The organism is Actinomadura sp. NPDC048032, from assembly GCF_040653175.1.
In the GTDB taxonomy this organism is placed as follows: Bacteria; Actinomycetota; Actinomycetes; order Streptosporangiales; family Streptosporangiaceae; genus Spirillospora; species Spirillospora verrucosospora.
In genome coordinates this window covers 1-18,692 of record NZ_JBEZJP010000131.1, presented here as the reverse complement: position 1 = coordinate 18,692, position 18,692 = coordinate 1, and the positions used below count along the sequence as shown (strand labels likewise).

General features: G+C 71.1%; 21 protein-coding genes and 1 tRNA gene. 9 read left to right on the top strand and 13 right to left on the bottom strand.

Going from position 1 to position 18,692, the window contains the following annotated elements:
• From AB0C69_RS19215 to AB0C69_RS19205, 3 genes are all read right to left on the bottom strand, one after another.
• On the bottom strand, positions 1–205 hold a 205-nt coding region (locus AB0C69_RS19215), incomplete at its 3' end, for a hypothetical protein (protein ID WP_360355147.1).
• Positions 206–343: 138 nt separating this feature from the next.
• Positions 344–1,153 (bottom strand): acyltransferase, encoded by an 810-nt coding sequence (locus AB0C69_RS19210; protein WP_360355145.1) that lies wholly within the window; start codon positions 1,151–1,153, stop codon positions 344–346.
• A gap of 109 nt (positions 1,154–1,262) precedes the next feature.
• Entirely contained in the window at positions 1,263–1,739 is a 477-nt protein-coding gene (locus tag AB0C69_RS19205) for a hypothetical protein (RefSeq protein ID WP_345187093.1), read from the bottom strand.
• A 187-nt stretch (positions 1,740–1,926) separates the two neighbouring features.
• Between AB0C69_RS19205 and AB0C69_RS19200 the strand changes: the two genes are divergently transcribed.
• Both AB0C69_RS19200 and AB0C69_RS19195 read left to right on the top strand, forming a co-directional pair.
• A complete protein-coding gene (locus AB0C69_RS19200; RefSeq protein WP_360355140.1) occupies positions 1,927–2,451 on the top strand; it encodes a peptidylprolyl isomerase in 525 nt (174 codons plus the stop codon).
• 70 nt (positions 2,452–2,521) lie between these two features.
• Positions 2,522–3,418, top strand: coding sequence for a rhomboid family intramembrane serine protease (locus AB0C69_RS19195; protein WP_360355137.1), 897 nt, complete (start codon positions 2,522–2,524; stop codon positions 3,416–3,418).
• Positions 3,419–3,578: 160 nt separating this feature from the next.
• Here the strand turns inward: AB0C69_RS19195 and AB0C69_RS19190 are convergent, their stop codons facing one another.
• Positions 3,579–3,836, bottom strand: a complete 258-nt coding sequence (locus AB0C69_RS19190; RefSeq protein WP_345187099.1) for a cell division protein CrgA — start codon at positions 3,834–3,836, stop codon at positions 3,579–3,581.
• A gap of 81 nt (positions 3,837–3,917) precedes the next feature.
• On the opposite strand from AB0C69_RS19190, the gene AB0C69_RS19185 reads away from it, so the two are divergent.
• The 4 genes from AB0C69_RS19185 to AB0C69_RS19170 are packed head-to-tail and all read left to right on the top strand — an operon-like array spanning position 3,918 to position 6,145.
• The gene (locus AB0C69_RS19185) at positions 3,918–4,673 is read left to right on the top strand and encodes a DUF881 domain-containing protein (protein ID WP_360355134.1); all 756 of its coding nucleotides are present in this window, start codon (positions 3,918–3,920) and stop codon (positions 4,671–4,673) included.
• Positions 4,674–4,697: 24 nt separating this feature from the next.
• A complete protein-coding gene (locus AB0C69_RS19180; protein ID WP_345187103.1) occupies positions 4,698–5,339 on the top strand; it encodes a class E sortase in 642 nt (213 codons plus the stop codon).
• 8 nt (positions 5,340–5,347) lie between these two features.
• Complete coding sequence (locus AB0C69_RS19175; RefSeq protein ID WP_345187105.1) at positions 5,348–5,536, top strand: hypothetical protein; 189 nt, start codon at positions 5,348–5,350, stop codon at positions 5,534–5,536.
• Between the two features lie 6 nt (positions 5,537–5,542).
• Positions 5,543–6,145, top strand: coding sequence for a gamma-glutamyl-gamma-aminobutyrate hydrolase family protein (locus AB0C69_RS19170; RefSeq protein ID WP_353835014.1), 603 nt, complete (start codon positions 5,543–5,545; stop codon positions 6,143–6,145).
• A gap of 213 nt (positions 6,146–6,358) precedes the next feature.
• Here AB0C69_RS19170 and pknB read toward each other — a convergent pair whose 3' ends face one another.
• Genes pknB through AB0C69_RS19135 form a run of 7 tightly spaced genes read right to left on the bottom strand, consistent with a single transcriptional unit; the run spans position 6,359 to position 15,561 of the window.
• A complete protein-coding gene (gene pknB, locus AB0C69_RS19165; protein ID WP_360355130.1) occupies positions 6,359–8,170 on the bottom strand; it encodes a Stk1 family PASTA domain-containing Ser/Thr kinase in 1,812 nt (603 codons plus the stop codon).
• A gap of 22 nt (positions 8,171–8,192) precedes the next feature.
• Positions 8,193–9,638, bottom strand: a complete 1,446-nt coding sequence (locus AB0C69_RS19160; RefSeq protein ID WP_360355127.1) for a protein kinase — start codon at positions 9,636–9,638, stop codon at positions 8,193–8,195.
• Positions 9,635–11,116, bottom strand: a complete 1,482-nt coding sequence (locus AB0C69_RS19155; RefSeq protein ID WP_353835016.1) for a penicillin-binding transpeptidase domain-containing protein — start codon at positions 11,114–11,116, stop codon at positions 9,635–9,637. Before AB0C69_RS19155 ends, AB0C69_RS19160 begins: the two co-directional genes overlap by 4 nt.
• 10 nt (positions 11,117–11,126) lie before the next feature.
• Entirely contained in the window at positions 11,127–12,713 is a 1,587-nt protein-coding gene (locus AB0C69_RS19150; protein ID WP_345187118.1) for an FtsW/RodA/SpoVE family cell cycle protein, read from the bottom strand.
• A complete protein-coding gene (locus AB0C69_RS19145) occupies positions 12,714–14,300 on the bottom strand; it encodes a Stp1/IreP family PP2C-type Ser/Thr phosphatase (RefSeq protein WP_345187120.1) in 1,587 nt (528 codons plus the stop codon). It lies immediately after the preceding gene.
• Positions 14,297–14,794 (bottom strand): FHA domain-containing protein, encoded by a 498-nt coding sequence (locus AB0C69_RS19140; protein ID WP_360355122.1) that lies wholly within the window; start codon positions 14,792–14,794, stop codon positions 14,297–14,299. The genes AB0C69_RS19145 and AB0C69_RS19140 overlap by 4 nt, the downstream gene beginning before the upstream one ends.
• Before the next feature lie 11 nt (positions 14,795–14,805).
• Positions 14,806–15,561: a DUF3662 and FHA domain-containing protein gene (locus AB0C69_RS19135; protein ID WP_067627928.1), complete on the bottom strand. Its 756-nt coding sequence runs from the start codon at positions 15,559–15,561 to the stop codon at positions 14,806–14,808.
• Positions 15,562–15,689: 128 nt separating this feature from the next.
• Here AB0C69_RS19135 and AB0C69_RS19130 point away from each other — a divergent pair.
• Positions 15,690–15,772: transfer RNA gene (locus tag AB0C69_RS19130), tRNA-Leu, on the top strand.
• A gap of 279 nt (positions 15,773–16,051) precedes the next feature.
• On the opposite strand, the gene AB0C69_RS19125 is transcribed toward AB0C69_RS19130, so the two are convergent.
• Together AB0C69_RS19125 and AB0C69_RS19120 are read right to left on the bottom strand one after the other, a co-directional pair.
• Positions 16,052–17,002 carry an SRPBCC family protein gene (locus AB0C69_RS19125; RefSeq protein ID WP_360355118.1) on the bottom strand — a complete coding sequence of 317 codons (951 nt, stop codon included), beginning with the start codon at positions 17,000–17,002 and terminating at the stop codon, positions 16,052–16,054.
• The gene (locus tag AB0C69_RS19120) at positions 16,999–17,319 is read right to left on the bottom strand and encodes a metalloregulator ArsR/SmtB family transcription factor (RefSeq protein ID WP_360355115.1); all 321 of its coding nucleotides are present in this window, start codon (positions 17,317–17,319) and stop codon (positions 16,999–17,001) included. Before AB0C69_RS19120 ends, AB0C69_RS19125 begins: the two co-directional genes overlap by 4 nt.
• A gap of 175 nt (positions 17,320–17,494) precedes the next feature.
• Between AB0C69_RS19120 and AB0C69_RS19115 the strand changes: the two genes are divergently transcribed.
• Positions 17,495–17,794 (top strand): hypothetical protein, encoded by a 300-nt coding sequence (locus tag AB0C69_RS19115; protein ID WP_360355112.1) that lies wholly within the window; start codon positions 17,495–17,497, stop codon positions 17,792–17,794.
• 243 nt (positions 17,795–18,037) lie between these two features.
• Positions 18,038–18,692 (top strand): hypothetical protein (locus AB0C69_RS19110; protein ID WP_360355110.1); only part of this gene is annotated, 655 nt, incomplete at its 3' end.

The window sequence follows — 18,692 nt, the reverse complement described above, 5'->3', positions numbered from 1 at the left end:
TCGCGGACGTGCCGGACCGGATCGGCCCGATGAGCCCGGTCGCGTCCACCCAGAAGATCACGCCGGGGACCAGGACGGGCGCGACGCTGCTCGCGAGGGCGGCAACCGCCGGCAGGGCGGCGAGGGCGGTCGCGGCGGCGAGCACCGCTCCTACTCGTCCGGCGAGCGCCGCGGCGGCGGTCCCCGGACCGGCGGCGGCTCCCACGGCAACCGCCGGGGCGGCTCCGCCTCCTTCGGGGGCGACCGCCGGACGGCCCGCACCAGCTGATCGACGACCGAAGAGCCCCCCACGCGAGTGCGGGGCTCTTCGCTTTCCGGGTGCGGGGGCGACGGGGCGCGGCGGTCAGCCGGCCTCCTCGCTGAGGACGTCGCCGTCGCGGGCGGCGGACTCGGCGCGCAGCCTGTCCTGGAGGATCTGCAGGCCCTCCAGGCCGTCCACCGAGAGGGCCGCGAGCTCGTCCAGCGACATCAGGGGGTCGGTGCGCAGGGGCGGCTGCCAGCCGCTCTCCTTGTCGTGGCTGCGCAGGATCTTGGCCGGGACGCCGCCGATGACCGAGTGGTCGGGGAACTCGCCGCGGACGACGGCGCCGCCGGCCACCGCGACGTTGCGGCCGAGGCGGGTGCCGGGAAGGATGATCGCCCCGGTGCCGATCCAGCAGCCGTCCCCGATCACCACCGGGTTGTTCTCCGGCCACTGCCGCCCGATCGGGGTGTGCAGGTCGCCGTAGGTGTGGTTCTGGTCGGTGATGTAGACGTTCGGGCCGGTGAAGACGTCGTCGCCGATCTCGATCGACTGGTGGCCGACGATGTGGGTGCCGCGGCCGAGCGAGCAGCTCCCGCCGATCCGGACGATGACGTCCGGCCCGAGGTCGAGGCCGGGCACGAACCCGGCGGAGATGGTGACGTGCGTGCCCACCAGCGTGTGGTCGCCGATCGAGATCCAGGGCTCGCCATAGATCGCGCCGGTCGGGAAGCCGATGCAGGCGCCTTCGCCCAGGTAGGCGAAACTGCGGCGGCCCGGCGTGTGCGGGGTGATCTCCCCGTGCCGCTGGATCCATTCCCAGGCGCGGTGCACGGCCGTGTGCACGCCCTGGCGCGCCCGCTGCTTCGCGCGGGCCGCCAGCACCTGCCGCAGGGGGCGTTTCGGCGACATGGCGTTCACCGTACCGGGTGGTAGCAACTCCCGTCCGCACCGGGACGGCGAAGGGCCCGGCCGCGGTGCGGCCGGGCCCTCACCCGTGCTTCCAGCGCGTTCGCAGGCCTCAGTGCGGTGAATGCACCTGGCCGTCCGCGTCGGCGCCGCTGACCGTCATGGAGTCGGCCGAGGTCGCGCTGCCGGAATGCTCACCCGACCCCTTGGCCATGTCGCGGACGGCGCCGCGCCGCGTGGCCACCGCGCCGGCCACTCCGACGGCGGCGACCACCCCCACCATCGCCATGACGGCGCCGCGCCCGGACTTCGCCGCCGACTTCGGCGGTTCCACCCGCCCCGCGACGTCGCTCAGGAACGAGCTCACCCGCGGGGCGAGCCCGGTCTCCACGTACCGGGCCGCATGACGCAGCCTCGGTGCGCTCCAGCCACGGGCGACCATCACGCGTTCGTTCGCGATGGGCCCGATCCGCTCGGCCGCGCCCGCGGCGCCCTGACGGCACGCGTCGACGCCCTGGCGGGCCGCCTGCTGGACGCGGCCGAGCCGGTCGACGACCTCGTCCTGCGGCTTCCGGCGGATATTGATCATTAGGGACACGCTAACCTCCCTGTTTGCGAGGTCCTGTCAGGCAGCCTTCCCAGCGAACGGGAGGTAAACACCGCGACCGTGACGAGCCTTCAACGGAAAGTGACGGATCCGGGCCTGGCCGGGACCCCGCACCGCACGTCACCGAACCCGTCGACGTCAAAGAATCCACCAAGAGGAGGCGGCCAGCGTGGCCAACGAGATCTTCGCGACGCTCACCACGTCGCTGGGCAAGATCGTCATCCAGCTGTACCCGGAGCACGCGCCCGAGACCGTGGCGAACTTCGTCGAGCTGGCGGAGGGCACCCGCACCTGGACCGACCCGCGCACCGGCCAGAAGTCGGACGCGCCGCTCTACAACGGAACGATCTTCCACCGGGTCATCGACGACTTCATGCTCCAGGGCGGCGACCCGCTCGGCACCGGCACCGGCGGCCCCGGCTACCAGTTCAAGGACGAGTTCCACCCTGACCTGAAGTTCGACCGCCCGTACCTGCTGGCGATGGCGAACGCGGGGCCCGGCACCAACGGCTCCCAGTTCTTCATCACGACGAACGTCGCGCACACGCGGCACCTGACCGGCCGGCACACCATCTTCGGCAAGGTCATCGAGGGCACCGACGTCGTCGACCGCATCAGCAAGGTCGAGACCGGGCGGATGGACCGCCCGAAGGAGGACGTCGTCATCGAGTCGGTGACGATCGAACGCCGTTAGACGTTGTCACGGTGAGACCCGCCACGGGTGAGCCGAGCGCCCGCCGCACGTAAGGCCCACGGAGCCGCTGATGAGCACAGACCAGAGTCCCGTTCCCGAGACCTCGGTGCCGACCTGCTACCGGCATCCGGGCCGCGAGACGTATGTGCGCTGCACCCGATGCGACCGCTTCATCTGCCCGGAGTGCATGCGGGACGCGGCGGTGGGGCACCAGTGCGTGGAGTGCGTCGCCGAGGGCAACCGGGGGGCCCGCAAGGCGGTCCCCCGGACGGTCCTCGGCGCGCGGGGCGGGGCGACGGCCGTGCCGATCGTCACCTACACGCTCATCGGCGCGTGCATCGCGGCGTACCTCGCCGAGCTGGCGTCCTGGCGCGTGGTCTGGGAGTTCATGATGCTCGGCCAGGGGGTGCTGCCCGGCGGGCAGGTCGGCGGGGTCGCCGAGGGCGAGTGGTACCGGCTGTTCACCACGATGTTCCTGCACCAGCGCGGCGGGTCGTTCGGCATCACCCACATCCTGTTCAACATGTGGGCGCTGTGGGCCGTCGGTCCCGCGCTGGAGCAGGTGCTCGGACGGTGGCGCTTCCTCGCCCTCTACGTGCTGTCGGGGCTCGGCGGCTCGGTGCTGCTGTACCTGGTCGGGTCCCCGCACGACTCGGCGGTCGGCGCGTCCGGGGCCATCTTCGGACTGTTCGGGGCGTACTTCGTGATCGGCCGCAGGCTCGGCGGGCCGGTCGGCCCCATCGTGGTCCTGCTGGTGATCAACCTGGTGATCACGTTCTCGGTGCCGGGCATCTCCTGGCAGGGCCACGTCGGCGGCCTGGCGGTGGGGGCGGCGCTGGCCGCGGCCTACGCCTACGCGCCGGAGGCGCGGCGCCGGCTGGTGCACATCGGCGCGCCGCTGGTCATGCTGGCGCTGCTCGCGGGGCTCGTGGTGCTCAGAACGGCCGAACTGAGCCCGGCGATGTAGCCGTGCGCGGGATGGCCGTGCGCGGGGCCGCCGCGCACGGCCGCACCGGCCGCCCGGCTCGCGCGCGGCGGCGTCCGCGCTCCGGCGCCTGTGGACACCCGCTGTGGAAAACCTGGGGAAAGGCGCGGTGAGAGATCCTCAACCTGTGGATAACTCGCGGTCAGCGCCAGCGGGTCGACAGGACCACGCCCAGGATGATCGCGGTGAAGCCGATTCCCAGGTTCCAGTTGTGCAGGTCGGTCATGTACGGCACGTCCGTACCCGTGCTGGCCGTCACGTAGAAGACAGCGATCCAGATCAGGCCGACGAGCCACAGAGCGACCATCGTCGGCACGAGCCAGCGCGGGCTGACCTCGGGCGCCTTGGACTTCTGCGGGGGCGTGTAGACGGCCTTCTTGCGCACTTTGGACTTGGCCACGGTGGGATCGATCTCCTCGGGCGTCCGGCGGCCGGAGCGTCGGACCGCGCATGGGTGTTTTGTCGGTTAGCGTAGTCGCTGGTGAGCAGCGTACGGCGTCCGGCGTGGGGAAGCATCATCCCAGTTCTCACGCTCCTTGCGGGAACCTTGTTCGCGGCGAGCGCGAGCACGGCCCGCGGCACGAGCCTGCGCGAACAGGGCCGGACCAGGATCACCGAGCTCATCACCGCGGAGCAGCGCCGGGGCCGGCAGGATCGTGCCGAGTACCGGCGACTGCGCCGCCAGGTCGACGGTATCTCCCGGGAGGCCGGACGTCACGACGCCCGGGTGAAAAACGCTCAGGCGGAGGCCGACCGGCTCGCCGCCGAGGCCGGTTTCACCCCCGCCGCCGGCCGCGCCGTCCGCGTCTCGCTGGACGACGCGCCGCAGCCGAAGTCGGGCGAGCTGCCCCGCGGCGTCCGCCCGGACGACCTGGTGGTGCACCAGGGCGACGTCCAGGCCGTCGTCAACGCGCTGTGGGCGGGCGGCGCCCGCGCCATGCAGATCATGGACCAGCGGGTGATCTCGACCAGCGCGGTGCGGTGCGTCGGCAATACGCTGATCCTCCAGGGCGTGGTGTACTCCCCGCCGTTCCGGATCACCGCCGTCGGAGATCCGGCCCGGCTGCGCGCCGCGCTCGGCGCGTCCCGCGAGATCGCGGTCTACCGCGAGTACGTCCGCGCCTATGGGCTCGGCTACGCGGTGCGGACGATGGAACGCGCCACGCTGCCGGCCTACACCGGCAACGTGACCATGAAGCACGCTACGGTTCCGGCGGAACCGCCCGAAGGCGGTTGAACCCCCCCGGAAGAGGAGGACGCGGTGCGGACGGTGATCCGTGGCATGGGCGAGCTGTGCATCACCGCCGGGCTGGTCGTCATGCTGTTCGTGACGTACGAGCTGTGGGGCACCGGCCAGTACACCAAGGGCGCCCAGGACGAGCTCGGCGACGAGATGATGAAGAACTGGCGGGCCACCAAGGTCACCACTGAGCGGGTCAGGCTCGGCCGGGGCCTCGCCGTGATCCGCATCCCCCGGTTCGGCGAGCACTACCGCTTCGTCGTGATCGAGGGCGTCGACCGGGCCGACCTGCGCAAGGGGCCCGGACACTACCCGGGCAGCGCGCTGCCGGGCCAGGTCGGGAACTTCGTGGTCTCCGGGCACCGGACCACCTACTCCGCGCCGTTCAACCGGCTCGGCGAACTCGAGCGCGGCGACAGGATCCTCATCGACACCCGGGACGAGCAGTACGTCTACAAGGTCACCGACCGGCGGATCGTGAAGCCGTCGGCGGTGGAGGTGACCGCGCCCGTCCCCTTCCACCCGAAGCGGCGGCCGACCGAGCGGCTCCTCACGCTCACCACCTGCCACCCGAAGTACTCCGCCGCCCAACGAATGGTCGTCTTCGGCGAGCTGGCCGAGGCCCTGCCGCGCGCGGCGTCGGCCCGGGCCGCCGGGACGTAGGAGGCCCCGTGTACGCATGGATCTGGCGCCGGCTGCCCGGCTCCTGGCAGACCAAGACCGCGACCGCGCTCGGACTGCTCGTCGCGGTCGCCGTCCTCCTCTGGTACGTCGTGTTCCCGTGGATCGAACCCAAGGTCCAGTTCGACCACGGCGTCGTGCAGGACCCGGCGCCGTCCGGCTCCGCCACCCCGGGCTGACCGGCGATGCGCGTCCTCGTCGTCGACAACCACGACAGCTTCGTCTACAACATCGTCCAGTACCTGCTGGAGCTCGGCGCCGACTGCCTGGTCAGGGACCGTTCGGACGTCGCCGTCGAGGACGCCGCCGGCGTCGACGGCGTCCTGCTCAGCCCCGGCCCCGGGCATCCCGCCGACGCCGGAGTCTGCCTCGACCTCGTGCGGGACGCCGAGCGCCGCGGCACGCCCCTGCTCGGCGTGTGCCTCGGCCACCAGGTGATCGCCCACGTGCACGGCGCGACGGTCGCCCGCGCCCCCGAGATCGTCCACGGCTTCACGAGCGAGATCCACCACGACGGCGCCGGCGTCTTCCGCGGCCTGCCGGACCCGTTCGCCGCGACCCGCTACCACTCGCTCGCCGTCGTGCCCGGGACGGTCCCGCCGGACGTCCTGGAGGTGACCGCCCGCACCGGCGACGGCGTCGTCATGGGCCTGCGCCACCGCGGCCGGCCCGTCGAGGGCGTCCAGTTCCACCCCGAGTCGATCCTCTCCACCGCGGGCCATCGACTGCTTCGGAACTGGCTCGAAACCTGCGATGACCTGAGGCGTCATCCCGCCGGACGGGGCTAGAGACACCCAACTCGCCCCAACTCAGAAAATTTCGATTGAAATCCGTAACGTCCGCTGGCGTCGCGACGAAGACCATAGCGAAGGGCTTCCGCCATTGCCCCCGAGTGGCGGAGGCCCTTCTCTCGTGCCCGGGCCCGTCCGGCCCCGCGACACGGCCCGCGAGACGCCCGAGGGCCCCGCCTCCAGAAGGAGACGGGGCCCTCGATCGTTCGGTCAGCCCTGGCCGTTGCCGGGGGGCCAGCCGGGCAGGCCCGGCGTCGGCGAGGTCGGGGTACCGGGCGGCGGCGTCTGCGGCTTCTGCGCCACGAAGATCGTCACCGTCTCGCCCGGCGCCACGGTGGCGCCCTCGCCCGGCTGCTGGTCGTACACGAAGCCGGGCGCGACCTGCTTGTCGGGCGGCGGCGCGCCCTTCTGCACGTTGCACCTCAGGCCCATGCCCTCCAGCTTGCCGCACGCGGCCCGCTGGCTGTTGTTGAACAGGCTCGGCACCTTCAGGCTCGACGGGCCCGTCGACACCGTCACCGTGACGTTCGAGCCCTTCGCCGCCTTCGTGCCGCCGGACGGGTCGGTCGAGATCACGTTGCCGCGCGGCACGGTGTCGTTCGAGTCGACCCGCTTGTCGACCTCGAACCCGCTGTCCTCCAGCGTCTTCTTCGCCGTGGCGTACGGCTTGCCGGTGACGTCAGGGACCTCGACCTCCGTCGGCGGCTTCCGGCCCTTGGAGACGACCAGCGTCACCGTGGCGCCCTTGGCGGCCTCCGTGCCGGGCTGCGGATCGGAGTTGATCACCTTGCCCTCGCCGATGTCGCTGCTGAAGGCGGTCTTCGACTCGCCGACCTTGAAGCCGAGCTTGGTGAGCTGGGCCGTCGCGTCGTCCTGCGAGACGTTGATGATGCTCTTCGGGATCGCGACCTGCTCGGCCTTGTCGTTGCCCTTGCTCATCAGCAGGCCGATGAGCGCGGCCCCGCCGATGAACAGGACCGCGAGCCCCACCCACAGCGCGGCCTTCTTGCCGGCGCCGCCGCGTCCGTCGTCGTCGTAGTGGGCGGGCGGCAGGCCGTAGCCGTCGTCCTGCGGCCGCACCTGCGTGCGCGCCGGGCCGCCGCCGTACGCGCCCATCACCTGCGTGCCCTGCGGCTGCTGGCCGCCCATCAGCATCGTGGACGCCGCCGTCGACGACACCGGCTGGCCCTGCAGGACGCGCTGGATCTCCTGCCGGAACTCCGTCGCGTTCTGGTAGCGGTGGTCGGCCTCCTTCGCCATCGCCTTCAGCACGATGGCGTCCGCCCACTGCGGGATCTGCGGGTCCACCTGCGACGGCGGGACCGGCTCCTCCCGCACGTGCTGGTAGGCGATTGCGACCGGGGAGTCGCCGGTGAATGGCGGCTTGCCGGTGAGCAGCTCGTACAGCACGCAACCGGTCGAGTAGATGTCGCTGCGAGCGTCCACCCGCTCGCCGCGCGCCTGCTCGGGCGACAGGTACTGCGCGGTGCCGATCACCTGGGCGGTCTGCGTCATCGTGGACGCCGTGTCGGCCATGGCCCGGGCGATGCCGAAGTCCATGACCTTGACCTCGTGCTGCCGGGTGAGCATCACGTTGGCCGGCTTGATGTCGCGGTGCACGATGCCGCCGCGGTGGCTGTAGTCCAGCGCCCGCAGGATCCCGTCGGTGATCTCCAGGGCCTTGTCGGGCAGCAGCGCGCGGTTCTCCCTGAGCAGGTCGCGCAGCGTGCTCCCGTCCACGTGCTCCATGACGATGTACGGGATCGGGGTGTCGCCGATCATGTCCTCGCCGGTGTCGTACACGGCGATGACCGAGGGGTGGTTCAGCGACGCGGCCGACTGGGCCTCGCGCCGGAACCGGGCCTGGAACGTGGGGTCGCGGGCCAGGTCGGAGCGCAGCGTCTTGACCGCGACCACGCGATCGAGGCGGCGGTCCCGGGCACGGTAGACCTCGGCCATGCCGCCGCGCCCGATCACCGTTTCGAGCTCGTAGCGGCCGCCGAGCAGCCGAGGTTGACTCATATGTGCACTTTCCCTCGTACGTCTACACCTTGTCTCCAGAACCTAGCTTCCCCTCCTGGGTCGGCGGGGGATCCGGGCTCGGAGTTGACGGAGTCGTGGTGCTCCCCGTCGGGGCGGGTGTGGGCTCAGGGGCGGTGGGAGTCGCCCGGGGCGGATTCCTTGATGGCTTGTGTGAGAGGGACGCCTGGGGCGGCGCCTGCGTTGACGGACGGATCCTATGCGTCCGGTGCCGCGGCGGGACAGCCGGCCTCGGAGTGCCCCGGGCCTTGCGCCGGGGCGGGGCGCCGGACGGCGCGGGGGTGGAGGCCGGAACGTCGACGCTGCCGTCCCCGACCGGCCGGGTGGCCGGGGTGGCGGGCGGCTCCCGCTCGTCCTCGCCCGGTCCGGCGAAGGCCAGCCCCTTCCACAGGGAGCCGACGACGATCACGCAGACCAGCACGACGGCCGCGACCGACGCGTACGCCAGTGCCGAGCGCCGTTGCCCGCTCACCGGTCCGCTGGAGAGGTTATCCGCCCCTTCGTCAGCGTCAAATCCCGACAAAGCCGACGATCTTGCGGGGCGGGGGCCGGGGCCCGCGCCCGAGGGCCTGCGTGCGCCCCGGCGCGCCGTGTCCAGCCGGGCGGTCTCGTGGGACGCGCCGGCGCGGCCCGTACTGAGCGACGCGCGGATCCCCAGCGCCCGCGCGGCGACCGTGTCGGCGTCCGCGGGACGGTCGCGCGGCTCCTTCGCGAGCATCTCCATGACCAGCTCGCGGGCCGACTCGGGAACCCGCGCCGGCAGCTCGGCGGGAGCGTCCCGGACGTGCTTGAGCGCCACCTCCACCGGCGTCGCCCCGTCGAACGGCGGCGCGCCGGTCAGGCACTCGTAGGCCACCGCGCCCAGCGAGTACAGGTCCGCCGCCGGGGAGAGCTCCAGGCCCTGCGCCTGCTCCGGGGAGATGTAGTGCGCGGTCCCCATGACCATCCCGGTCTGGGTCTGCGACGCCGCCGCCAGCCGGCGGGCGATCCCGAAGTCGGTGATCTTCAGGGTGCCGTCCGGGGCCACCATCAGGTTCGCCGGCTTGACGTCGCGGTGCACGATCCCGGCCGCGTGCGCGACCGCCAAAGCCCGCGCCGCCTGGACGATCAGATCGAGCACCGCCTCCAGCGGCAGCCCCCCGTCGCGCGCCAGGATCTCGTCCAGCGGCTCGCCCGGAACCAGCTCCATCACCAGGAACGTCCGCCCGGCCTGCTCGCCGTAGTCGAACGCCCGCGCGATGCCCGGATGCCGCAGCTCCGCCGCGAACCGCGCCTCCGACTCGAAACGGCCGCGCGCCCGCATGTCCGAGCCCAGCTCCAGGCGCAGCAGCTTCACCGCCACCGCCCGCCCCGACAGCGCGTCGGACGCGCGCCAGACCTCGCCCATCCCGCCGATCGCCAGCCGCTCCAGCAGCCGGTACCGGTCGTGCAGGACGAGGCCCGCACTCACTTCTGCAGAACCTTCGCCATGATCGCCGCCGCGACGGGGCCGGCGTTGCTCGCGCCGGAACCCGGGGCCTCGACCATCACGGCGAACGCGTAGCGCGGGCTCTGGGTCGGGCTGAACCCGACGAACCAGTTCGCGTTCGGGTTGCCCGGACCCTGCTCGGCGGTACCGGTCTTGCCGGCGACCCGCCTGCCCGCCAGGTTCTTCGCGGTGCCCTCGGAGACCACCGCGCGCATCATGTCCTCGAGCTGGCTCGCCTGGTCGCCGCTCATCGCCTCGCCGAACTCCTTCGGGGAGGCGTTGTAGAGCTCGCTCTGGTCCTTCGCGCGAACCTTCTGCACCACGTACGGGTTCATGATCTTGCCGCCGTTGGCGATCGAGCAGGCGACCAGCGCCATCTGCAGCGGCGTGGCCCGCACGTTCTCCTGGCCGATTCCGGACCGGGCCGTGCCGTCCTTGCCGGTCTCGATGGTGTTGCCCTTGGCGTCCTTGATCGACACCGGGATGTCGCTCTCCGCCGCGTACATGTCGGGCTCCAGCTGGACATGCTTGCCGAACCCGAACGGGGCGGCGCCGTCGTGCAGCTCCTGGATGCCCATGTCCAGCGCCATCTTCGCGAACGAGGTGTTGCAGGACTCGGCGAACGCGCCGCGCAGTGGGGCCGACCCGGCGCAGCTGCCGCTGTCGTGCGAGTTCGGCAGCGGACGGCCCGACTCCGGCAGGATCAGCTGCCCGGTGTTCACCGTGGACGAGCTGTTGAGGCCGAGCTTCTGCATCCCGATCGCCGACACGACCGCCTTGAACGAGGACCCGGGCGGGAACGTCTGGCTGAGCGCGTTGTCGACCAGCGGCTTGACGACGCCCTCGCCCTTGTCGAGCTGCTCCAGGCGCTTCCCGCCCTTCTCACCGGTCTGCGGCGCGACCTCGTTCGGGTCGAACGACGGCCACGACGCCGCCACCTTCACCGCGCCCGTCTTCACGTCGATCACCACCGCGCCGCCCCGGCGGCCCTGAGCCGTCCCCGCCTTCAGCTGCTCGTAGGCGGTGCGCTGCGCCTGCGGGTCGATCGTCAGCTCGACGTTGGCGCCCTCGGCCTTCTTACCGATGAACGTGTCGAACCAGCGCTGCTGCGTGATCCGCGTGTCCTTGCCGCCGAGCAGCGAGTTGTAGGCCCGCTCGACCTGGGTGGCGTTGCCGTTGAAGTACCCGGTGATCGGTGCGAAGACCGGCCCGTCCTTGTAGGTGCGGCCGTACTTCGGGTTGTCCTTGCCGGTCTCCTTCGAGGTCACCAGCACCTCGCCGCCCGCCGAGATCTGGCCGCGCGGCGAGTTGAACACGTCGGCGTACTGGCGGCTGTTGCGGGCGTCGGTCCGCAGGTCCTCCGCCTGGCTGCCCTGGACGTAGTTGACCTGCGCCATCAGTCCGAAGAACAGCAGCAACGCGAAGATCGCCACCCGTCGAACCGGCTTGTCCATGTTCATAGGGGGGAAGTCACCTCGTGCTCACGATCTGGGTCATGCCCTCGTCCTGGATCGCCTGCGGGGCCGGCTTGCGCGCGTCGTGGCTCATCCGCACCAGGATCGCGATCAGGATCCAGTTGGCCATCAGCGACGAACCGCCCTGGGACAGGAAGGGCGTCGTCAGGCCGGTGAGCGGGATGAGCCGCGTGACGCCCCCGACGATCACGAAGACCTGGAGGGCCAGCACGAACGACACGCCGCCCGCGAACAGCTTCAGGAACGGGTCCCGCGCCGCCACGGCCGTCTTCATCCCGCGTTGCACGATCAACGCGTATATCAGCAGCAGCACCATCAGCCCGGTCAGCCCGAGCTCCTCGCCGAGCGAGTCGAAGATGAAGTCGCTGAAGGACAGCGGCGTCCGCCACGGCTCGCCCTGGCCGAGCCCGGTGCCGAGGACGCCGCCCTGGCCGAGCGCGAACAGGCCCTTCATCAGCTGCGCGCTGTCGGAGTACTCCCCGCCCAGCTCCGCGCAGGCCGAGAAGCCCGGCGAGATGGTGCCCTGCGCCTTGTACTTCTTGTAGATGGTGGTGTCGGGGTTGACCGGGACGACCTTGCCGCTCTCCAGCAGGCAGCCGCCGTCGAAGTACGGCTTGGGGTTCTGCCAGATGTCGATGCGCTGGTTCACGTGGCCCATGAACGGCAGCAGCGTCGCGACGAACACGCCGACCGACAGCAGCCCGACACCGATCACCACCCACGACACCCGCTGGGTCGCGATGTAGAGCATCGACACGAACAGGCCGAAGAACAGCAGCGCGGTGCCGAGGTCCTTCTGCATGAACAGGACGCCGAGGCAGAAGAACCAGATCACCATGATCGGGCCGAGGTCGCGGGCCCGGGGCAGGCTGATCGGGCCGACCTTCTTGCCGATCAGCGACATCGCCTGGCGCTTGTTCACCAGATACCCGGCGAAGAAGACCACCAGCAGCAGCTTCGCGAACTCGCCCGGCTGCACCGAGAACGGACCCAGATGGATCCACACCCGGGCGCCGTTGATCTCCGCTCCGATGCCGGGGACGATCGGCAGCAGCAGCAGGACGACCGCGGTGAGCCCGATCAGGTACGTGTAGCGCTGCGCGGTCTTCGGCGTGAAGGACAGCGGAGCGTCCGGCTTGTCGGTGTCGCGCATGATCAGCACGGCCCCGACGAACAGGGCGATCCCGATGAACGTCCACATCAGCTGGCCGGGCGCGTCGGCGGCGTCCGGGAGCAGCTTCTTGCCCGCGGCCGCCGCGACCTTGCGGTCGTGGCTGGTGTCGAGGTCCAGGCGGTAGATCATCGCCAGCCCGATGCCGTTCAGCGCCACGGCGAGCGGCAGCAGCAGCGGGTCGGCGTAGGGGGTGAACTTCGCCTGGATCAGGTAGGCGATGAACGCCAGGACGGCCAGGCCGCCGCCGTACACGAACAGGCCGCCGGGGATGTTCCCGTCACGGGCGAGGCCGACCTCCGCGAACGCCGACAGCGTCAGGATCATCGCGAAGGCGAGCAGGGCCAGCGACGCGGCGTTGCGCCGCTGGTACGGGAGGTGGGCCCGGATCTGGTCCCCGATCGATTGCATTTACGAGCTCCCTCCGCTGGAGGGGCAGTCCTTGATGGACGGGGTGCGCTGCTTGCACTCTTCCCGGTGCGCGCCGAGCTGGTCGAGCTTGGCCTGCGCCGCCTTCTGCCCGATGAACACGAGGGTGCCCTTCTCGACCGCGGTCACGTCCGAGGCGGGCAGCTCGTCGATCCGGATGTCGCTCTTCTTGACCGAGGCCTGCCGGCAGTCCTGCTGCTCGCGGCCCTTCACCATGACGACCTTGCCGCCCTCGCCGATGAGCGAGTACTTGCAGACGGCGCTCTCCAGCTGCTTCAGCGCCTTCGGGCCGTCGACGGTGTAGGTGTCCTTGACCTGCGCCTGGAGCGCCTGGGGAAGGTCGGCCACCAGGATCGGCTGCTTCGGCTGCTCCTTCTTCGCGGCCTCGCGGGACAGGCTGAGGCCCGGCACCTTCTGCGTCGTCCCGCGGTAGAGGACGACCTCGCCGTCCTTGTTCGCGCCGATGTAGTAGCCGTTCCGGACGTTCTGCAGCAGCACGAACCCGCCCGCCACGACGCCCACCACGACCACGCCCGCCACCACGACCAGCCACGTCCAGCGCCGCGTGCCGCCGCGCCGCCCGCGCATCTGCCGGGCCTGCGGCATCGCGCCCGGCGCCGGCGGCGGGCCCATCGGGTCGCCCATCGGCATCGGGGCCTGCGGCGGCGGCATCTCGTCCACCGCCACCGGCGGCTGTGGCCGGGTCTCGCGCAGCTGCGCCGCCCGCCCCGCCGGGGTGTCGGCGACGGTCGTGTTGGACCCCGTCCCCCCGCCCGGCGGCTCCGGCGGCGCCGCGTTGGCCGCCGCGCCCACCGCGTGGCCGGGCCCGCCCGTCGGGGGCTGGCGCTCCAGGTCCACCACGTCGGCGACGACGCAGGTGATGTTGTCGGGGCCGCCGCCCCGGTTCGCCAGGTCGATCAGCTGCCGGACGGCCTGCTCGGGGTCGTCCACGTCCGTGAGCACCTGGAAGATCGTCTCCGCCGTGACGACGCCCGACAGGCCGTCGGAGCACAGCAGGTACCGGTCGCCGACCTTCGCCTCGCGCAGCGACAGGTCGGGATCGACCTCGCCGCGGCCGTCCAGCGCCCGCAGCAGCAGCGAGCGCTGCGGGTGCGAGGCCGCCTCGTCCGGGCTGATCCGCCCCTCGTCGACCAGGGACTGCACCAGCGTGTGGTCGTGCGTGATCTGGAACAGGCTGCCGTCGCGCAGCAGGTAGGCCCGCGAGTCCCCGATGTGCACCAGCGCGACCTGGTTGCCCGCCCACAGCATCGCCGTCAGCGTCGTCCCCATGCCCTGCAGGGCGGGGTCGGACTCCACGATGCGGTGCAGGTTGTCGTTCGCCGTCTTGACCGTGTGCTCCAGCGCGGCCAGCAGCTCGGTCGCCGGGAGGTCCTTGTCGAGCGCCCGCAGCGCCTCGATGGCCGCGGCGCTCGCGATCTCGCCGCCGACGTGCCCGCCCATCCCGTCGGCCACCGCGAGCAGGTGCGCGCCCGCGTACGCCGAGTCCTCGTTGCCCTCGCGCAGCATGCCGACGTCGGAGCGCGCGGCGTAGCGGATTCCCAGTGTCATTTGCGCAGCTCGATCACGGTCTTGCCGATACGGACCGGAACGCCCGGGGGAACCGGCATCGGCCGGCTCACCTTCGTGCGTCCGAGATACGTCCCATTGGTCGAGCCGAGATCTTCCACGATCCACTGACCGTCCTGCGCGAAAAGTCGGGCATGCCGGCTCGAAGCGTAGTCGTCGGTCACGACGAGCGTGGCGTCATTGGCCCGGCCGATGGTGATGGGCACCCCCGTGAGGTCGATGACGGTGCCGGCCCGCTCGCCCTGGACCACCACGAGCTTGGACGGGGCGCCGTGCTGGGCGCTGTGCTGCGGCCGCGGCGGCTTCGGCTGCCTGGCCGCCCGGGGTTGACGGGGCTGGGACGCGCGCGTGGCCGCCTTCGACGCGGCCTTGGAGCCGAACAGGTCGGCCCTGATCACGCCGACGGCCGCGATGACGAACAGCCACAGCACCGCGAGGAACGCCAGCTTGATCAGCGTGAGGGTGAATGGGGACATCGGAGTCGGGGTTACTCCCTATCGCGGCGGAACACAAGAGTGGTGCGGCCCATCGTGACCCGGGAGCCGTCGACCAGCGTGACCCGCCGGATCGGCTGCCCGTTCACGAACGAGCCGTTGGTCGACCCTAGATCCACGAGAGCGATTTCGGGACCTTCTACGCGGATCTCGGCATGGTGCCGTGACACGCCGGGGTCGACGAGGCGCAGGTCGCAGTCGGTGCCGCGACCCAGCAGGGTCACGGGAGTGTTGATCTCGTAGGTGCGCTGAGTCGTGTCCGATCCCTCCACCGCCGTGGTCACCAGAAGCCGCGGATGCCCCCCGAACACCCCGCCCCGGCCGCCCTGCGGCACGTCGCTCACCGGCCGGCGGATCTCCCCGCCCTCGACCGTCGAGCCCCGGATCACCCCCGACCTGATGCGGAACATGCCCGTGGCGAGATCTCCGGCGTTCTCGAACCGCACGCGCACCGGGCCCACGAAGGAGTACCCCTGCTCCTTCGCGTACTCGCGCGCGAGGTTCGCCAGCTCCTGGCTCAGGCTGTCGGCGTACACCTGGAGCCGCTGCCCGTCCTGCTGAGAGATCTCCACGACGAAGTCGTTCGGCACGAGCGTGCGGCCCTGTGCCACGATCGCCGCCCGATCGTCCATCTCGCGCTGCACAGCGCTGGCCACCTCGACCGGCTGCAGCTCGGACTTGAAGGCACGGGCGAAGGCCCCTTCGACCATGCCCTCAAGCCGTCGCTCGAAGCGCTGAATGACGCCCACGGGCACCTCCCTTCCCCACTGGTAGACGATCGTATCGGTGCGAAGGTTCGCTCGACGTATCTGGATACCTAACCACCCCCGACCCCGTGCTAGCCTTTTCAGGCACCCGGAAACGGGACGGCACCCACGGGCGGGTGGCGGAACGGCAGACGCGCACGGTTCAGGTCCGTGTGTCCGAAAGGATGTGAGGGTTCAAATCCCTCCTCGCCCACACAGGGGTAGTGACGCAAGTCCTTCCCTAACAGTGACGGAAAGAGCCCCCCAGCGACAAGCTGGGGGGCTCTTCCGCTTCCTGGAGGCCTCACCTGGGCCCCACGAGGGCCGCGGCCACCCGATCCCGGGAGCCTGAAGCCCACGGTCCCGCGTCGAGCACCTTCAAGGCATGCCTGTAGAAGTGCTGGTCATGTGGCCGGTGGTACTGGTGATGTCGCCGAACGGTGCCGGTCAGGCGGCGTCGTCGAGTCTTCGGGATGGGGCGAACTCGCTGAGCCTAGGTCCGCTGGGTCGCGTAGTACTTGATCAGCTGGTCGGTGCGGTCCTCCGGCCACGGACAGCGGATGTCGCCGTGGGTGGCAGCGAAGAACAACTCCAGCTGCACGTGCCATGCGGCGAGCGAGGTCGGAAGCAGGTGGGCCGACTGCCGCGGCAGTGTTTGGGTCAGCTCGACGCGGACACCCAGCCGGGGATCGGAGAAGATCTCCCAGCGCACCTTGCCGGCCGGCGTCCCGTCGTGCGACCACTCGTACTCCAGCAGCCGTGGCGGGTCGACCGCGGTGACCTTGCCGGCCTGCACGTACGCGTTGGTCGCTCGGGTGGGCGGTTCGACGCCCATCGAGGGCGTGGTGTCCTCAACGAGCAGCCGCCACACCTCGCCGACAGGTTTCCAAACCAGGTCGCGGGCGAAGTGGAGTTCATAACCGTCGCCGGTGTCGCGGACCGTGCCCTCGCCAAGGCCGAACTTGTCGATGTAGTGCTCCACCTGCCCCAGCCAGTCGGCCCGTGCCGGCACGGGCGCGCCGTCGAGCGAGCCGGCCAGCTCGTCCAGGCACGTGTCCCAGCCGGCGGCCGTTCGGCCGGCGCCCAGCAGGCCCACCCGGCCGCCGCCGATGGTCTGCGTGAACACCAGCAGGCAGCCGTCGCCGTCCGGGATCAGCTCGAATCGCAGTACATCGGAGTTCCAGCGGAACGCGAACACCCTCGGCGGGTCGACCTCGAGCACCTCACCGTCCGACGCGTCGTCCACCGTCGACTCCTCGGGGAAGACGAACCGCATCGGGGCGCCGGGACGTAGCTCGGCCTCGACCTTGGCGGGAAACCAGTGCGCCATCTCCGCCGGGTCGCTCACCGCCCGCCAGACCTTCGCGGGCGGGTGGGCCAGCCGCCGCTCGAAGCGAAGCGTCGGCTCCCCGTGGAAGGTCTGCAGGGTTGCGTCCTTTGTCATGAGGTTCCCCCGTTGAAGTCGTCCGGCATGGTGTCCAGGTGGGTTTCGAGTGCGTCGAGGCTGGCGGTCCACAGGCGCCGGTAGGGCGCGAGCCACGCATCGATCTCGGCGAGCGGCGCCGGGTGCAGCCGGTACCAACGGCGCTGCGCGTCCTGCCGGACCTCGACGAGCCCGGCGCCGCGCAGCACCTTCAGGTGCTTGGACACCGTCGGCTGGGTCAGTTCCAGCTGCACCACCAGGTCGCCGACCAGTCGTTCACCGTCGCGCAGCAGATCGAGGATCTCCCTGCGACGCGGCTCGGCCAGCACTTCGAACATTGATGCCACAACGGCAATATAGCCCACTCGGCATATAACCGCCAAGGTTCCGAGCCTGGATCACCGACCGCTGGGACACCGGCGGACCGTCCGGGAGCAGCAAGGCGGCTCCAACGGCGAACGCGCCGCTGGCCCCCCGCGCTGCCCGTCGGCGAGACGAGCCACGGGCGGCTGGATGAACAACGAGATCACGAAACGGGGCTTCGCGGTCCATCACGGCCGCTCCACCGGCGGCAACGTCAACACGCTGTCGCCCGGCCCGGTCGAAGGAGACCGGATGCGCCGCAACTTCGCCTCGGACGCCCGGCGTACCGGCCGGTCCGCGCAGGACAGCGAGGCGGAGTTCGTCTCCCGCGCCGCACTGCGCCGTATGCTCACCGAGGAGGAGGTCGCGGCCGCCGTCGTCGCCATGCTCACCATGCCGGGGCTCACCGGTGCCGACATCGATCTGTCCGCCGGCATGGTCGCACGATAGGTGGCCTAAGGCGTTCACGGCCGTCAAGGGAGGCGCCGTAACCCGCGGCATCGGCCGAGCCGCCGCTCGCGAGAGCGGCTGTCCCTTTAGGCGTGGTTCGTGGTGGTGGCGGAGGGCGGCCGTGGCGCAGGCCCTCGCCGGGCGCGGCCCGATGATGATCACGATCGGGTTTCGGGGGGCAACCCGGTCGCCGGGCCGGACGTCCTGACAACGCTGATCATCGCGCCCACCCAAGGGACACTCGTGCTTCGTATCGCCACCACCGGGATGACGTCCGTCCTCATCCTCGGCACATTGACGGCCGCTCCCGCCCTCGCCGACGGGGCGGCGTCCATCGTGCTCGCCGCCCAGGCCGCCTCCGTCGACCCCGACAACCCCACGACCACGATCACCGGGAAGGTCGTCGCCGCGGACGGAACCCCCGCCGCGAGCATCCCGGTCGACCTGTCCACGAACACCGGATGGGGCTCGGTCGACGACGCCACCACCGCCGACGACGGCACCTTCACCGCGACGCTGAGGCCCAACGGGGCGAGCGACTCGGTGAGCGTCTGGGCCGATGTGCCGTCGCTCGGACTCCACTCCGACGCGGTGACCGTCCAGGTCGTCCACGGGAAGACGCAGACGACCCTGATCGGGAGCCGAGCCGGCCTGGACGAGGGCCAGCCCCTCACCCTCAGCGGTCAGGTCACCTACCAGGGCAGGCCGCTGTCCGGACGGACGGTCGCCATCGACCCCGCCGTCGACCCGTCCCGCTGCACCACGCCCATGTACACCTTCCAGGCCAGAACGGACGCCGAAGGCCGGTTCAGCAGCACCATCAAGCCACCGCCACCGACCGGTGGAAGGCGCTCAAGGACGCCGGGGCGCGCCCGCAGCGGCCGCTGTGGGCCTCGAC

What these genes read in the sequence shown, in the direction of transcription:
- AB0C69_RS19205 (WP_345187093.1), bottom strand. Translation starts at nt 1,739, where the DNA reads ATGATCAATATCCGCCGGAAGCCGCAGGACGAGGTCGTCGACCGGCTC.
- AB0C69_RS19210 (WP_360355145.1), bottom strand. Translation starts at nt 1,153, where the DNA reads ATGTCGCCGAAACGCCCCCTGCGGCAGGTGCTGGCGGCCCGCGCGAAG.
- AB0C69_RS19155 (WP_353835016.1), bottom strand. Translation starts at nt 11,116, where the DNA reads ATGAACATGGACAAGCCGGTTCGACGGGTGGCGATCTTCGCGTTGCTG.
- AB0C69_RS19140 (WP_360355122.1), bottom strand. Translation starts at nt 14,794, where the DNA reads ATGTCCCCATTCACCCTCACGCTGATCAAGCTGGCGTTCCTCGCGGTG.
- AB0C69_RS19125 (WP_360355118.1), bottom strand. Translation starts at nt 17,002, where the DNA reads ATGACAAAGGACGCAACCCTGCAGACCTTCCACGGGGAGCCGACGCTT.
- pknB (WP_360355130.1), bottom strand. Translation starts at nt 8,170, where the DNA reads ATGAGTCAACCTCGGCTGCTCGGCGGCCGCTACGAGCTCGAAACGGTG.
- AB0C69_RS19115 (WP_360355112.1), top strand. Translation starts at nt 17,495, where the DNA reads ATGAACAACGAGATCACGAAACGGGGCTTCGCGGTCCATCACGGCCGC.
- AB0C69_RS19145 (WP_345187120.1), bottom strand. Translation starts at nt 14,300, where the DNA reads ATGACACTGGGAATCCGCTACGCCGCGCGCTCCGACGTCGGCATGCTG.
- AB0C69_RS19120 (WP_360355115.1), bottom strand. Translation starts at nt 17,319, where the DNA reads ATGTTCGAAGTGCTGGCCGAGCCGCGTCGCAGGGAGATCCTCGATCTG.
- AB0C69_RS19170 (WP_353835014.1), top strand. Translation starts at nt 5,543, where the DNA reads ATGCGCGTCCTCGTCGTCGACAACCACGACAGCTTCGTCTACAACATC.
- AB0C69_RS19195 (WP_360355137.1), top strand. Translation starts at nt 2,522, where the DNA reads ATGAGCACAGACCAGAGTCCCGTTCCCGAGACCTCGGTGCCGACCTGC.
- AB0C69_RS19150 (WP_345187118.1), bottom strand. Translation starts at nt 12,713, where the DNA reads ATGCAATCGATCGGGGACCAGATCCGGGCCCACCTCCCGTACCAGCGG.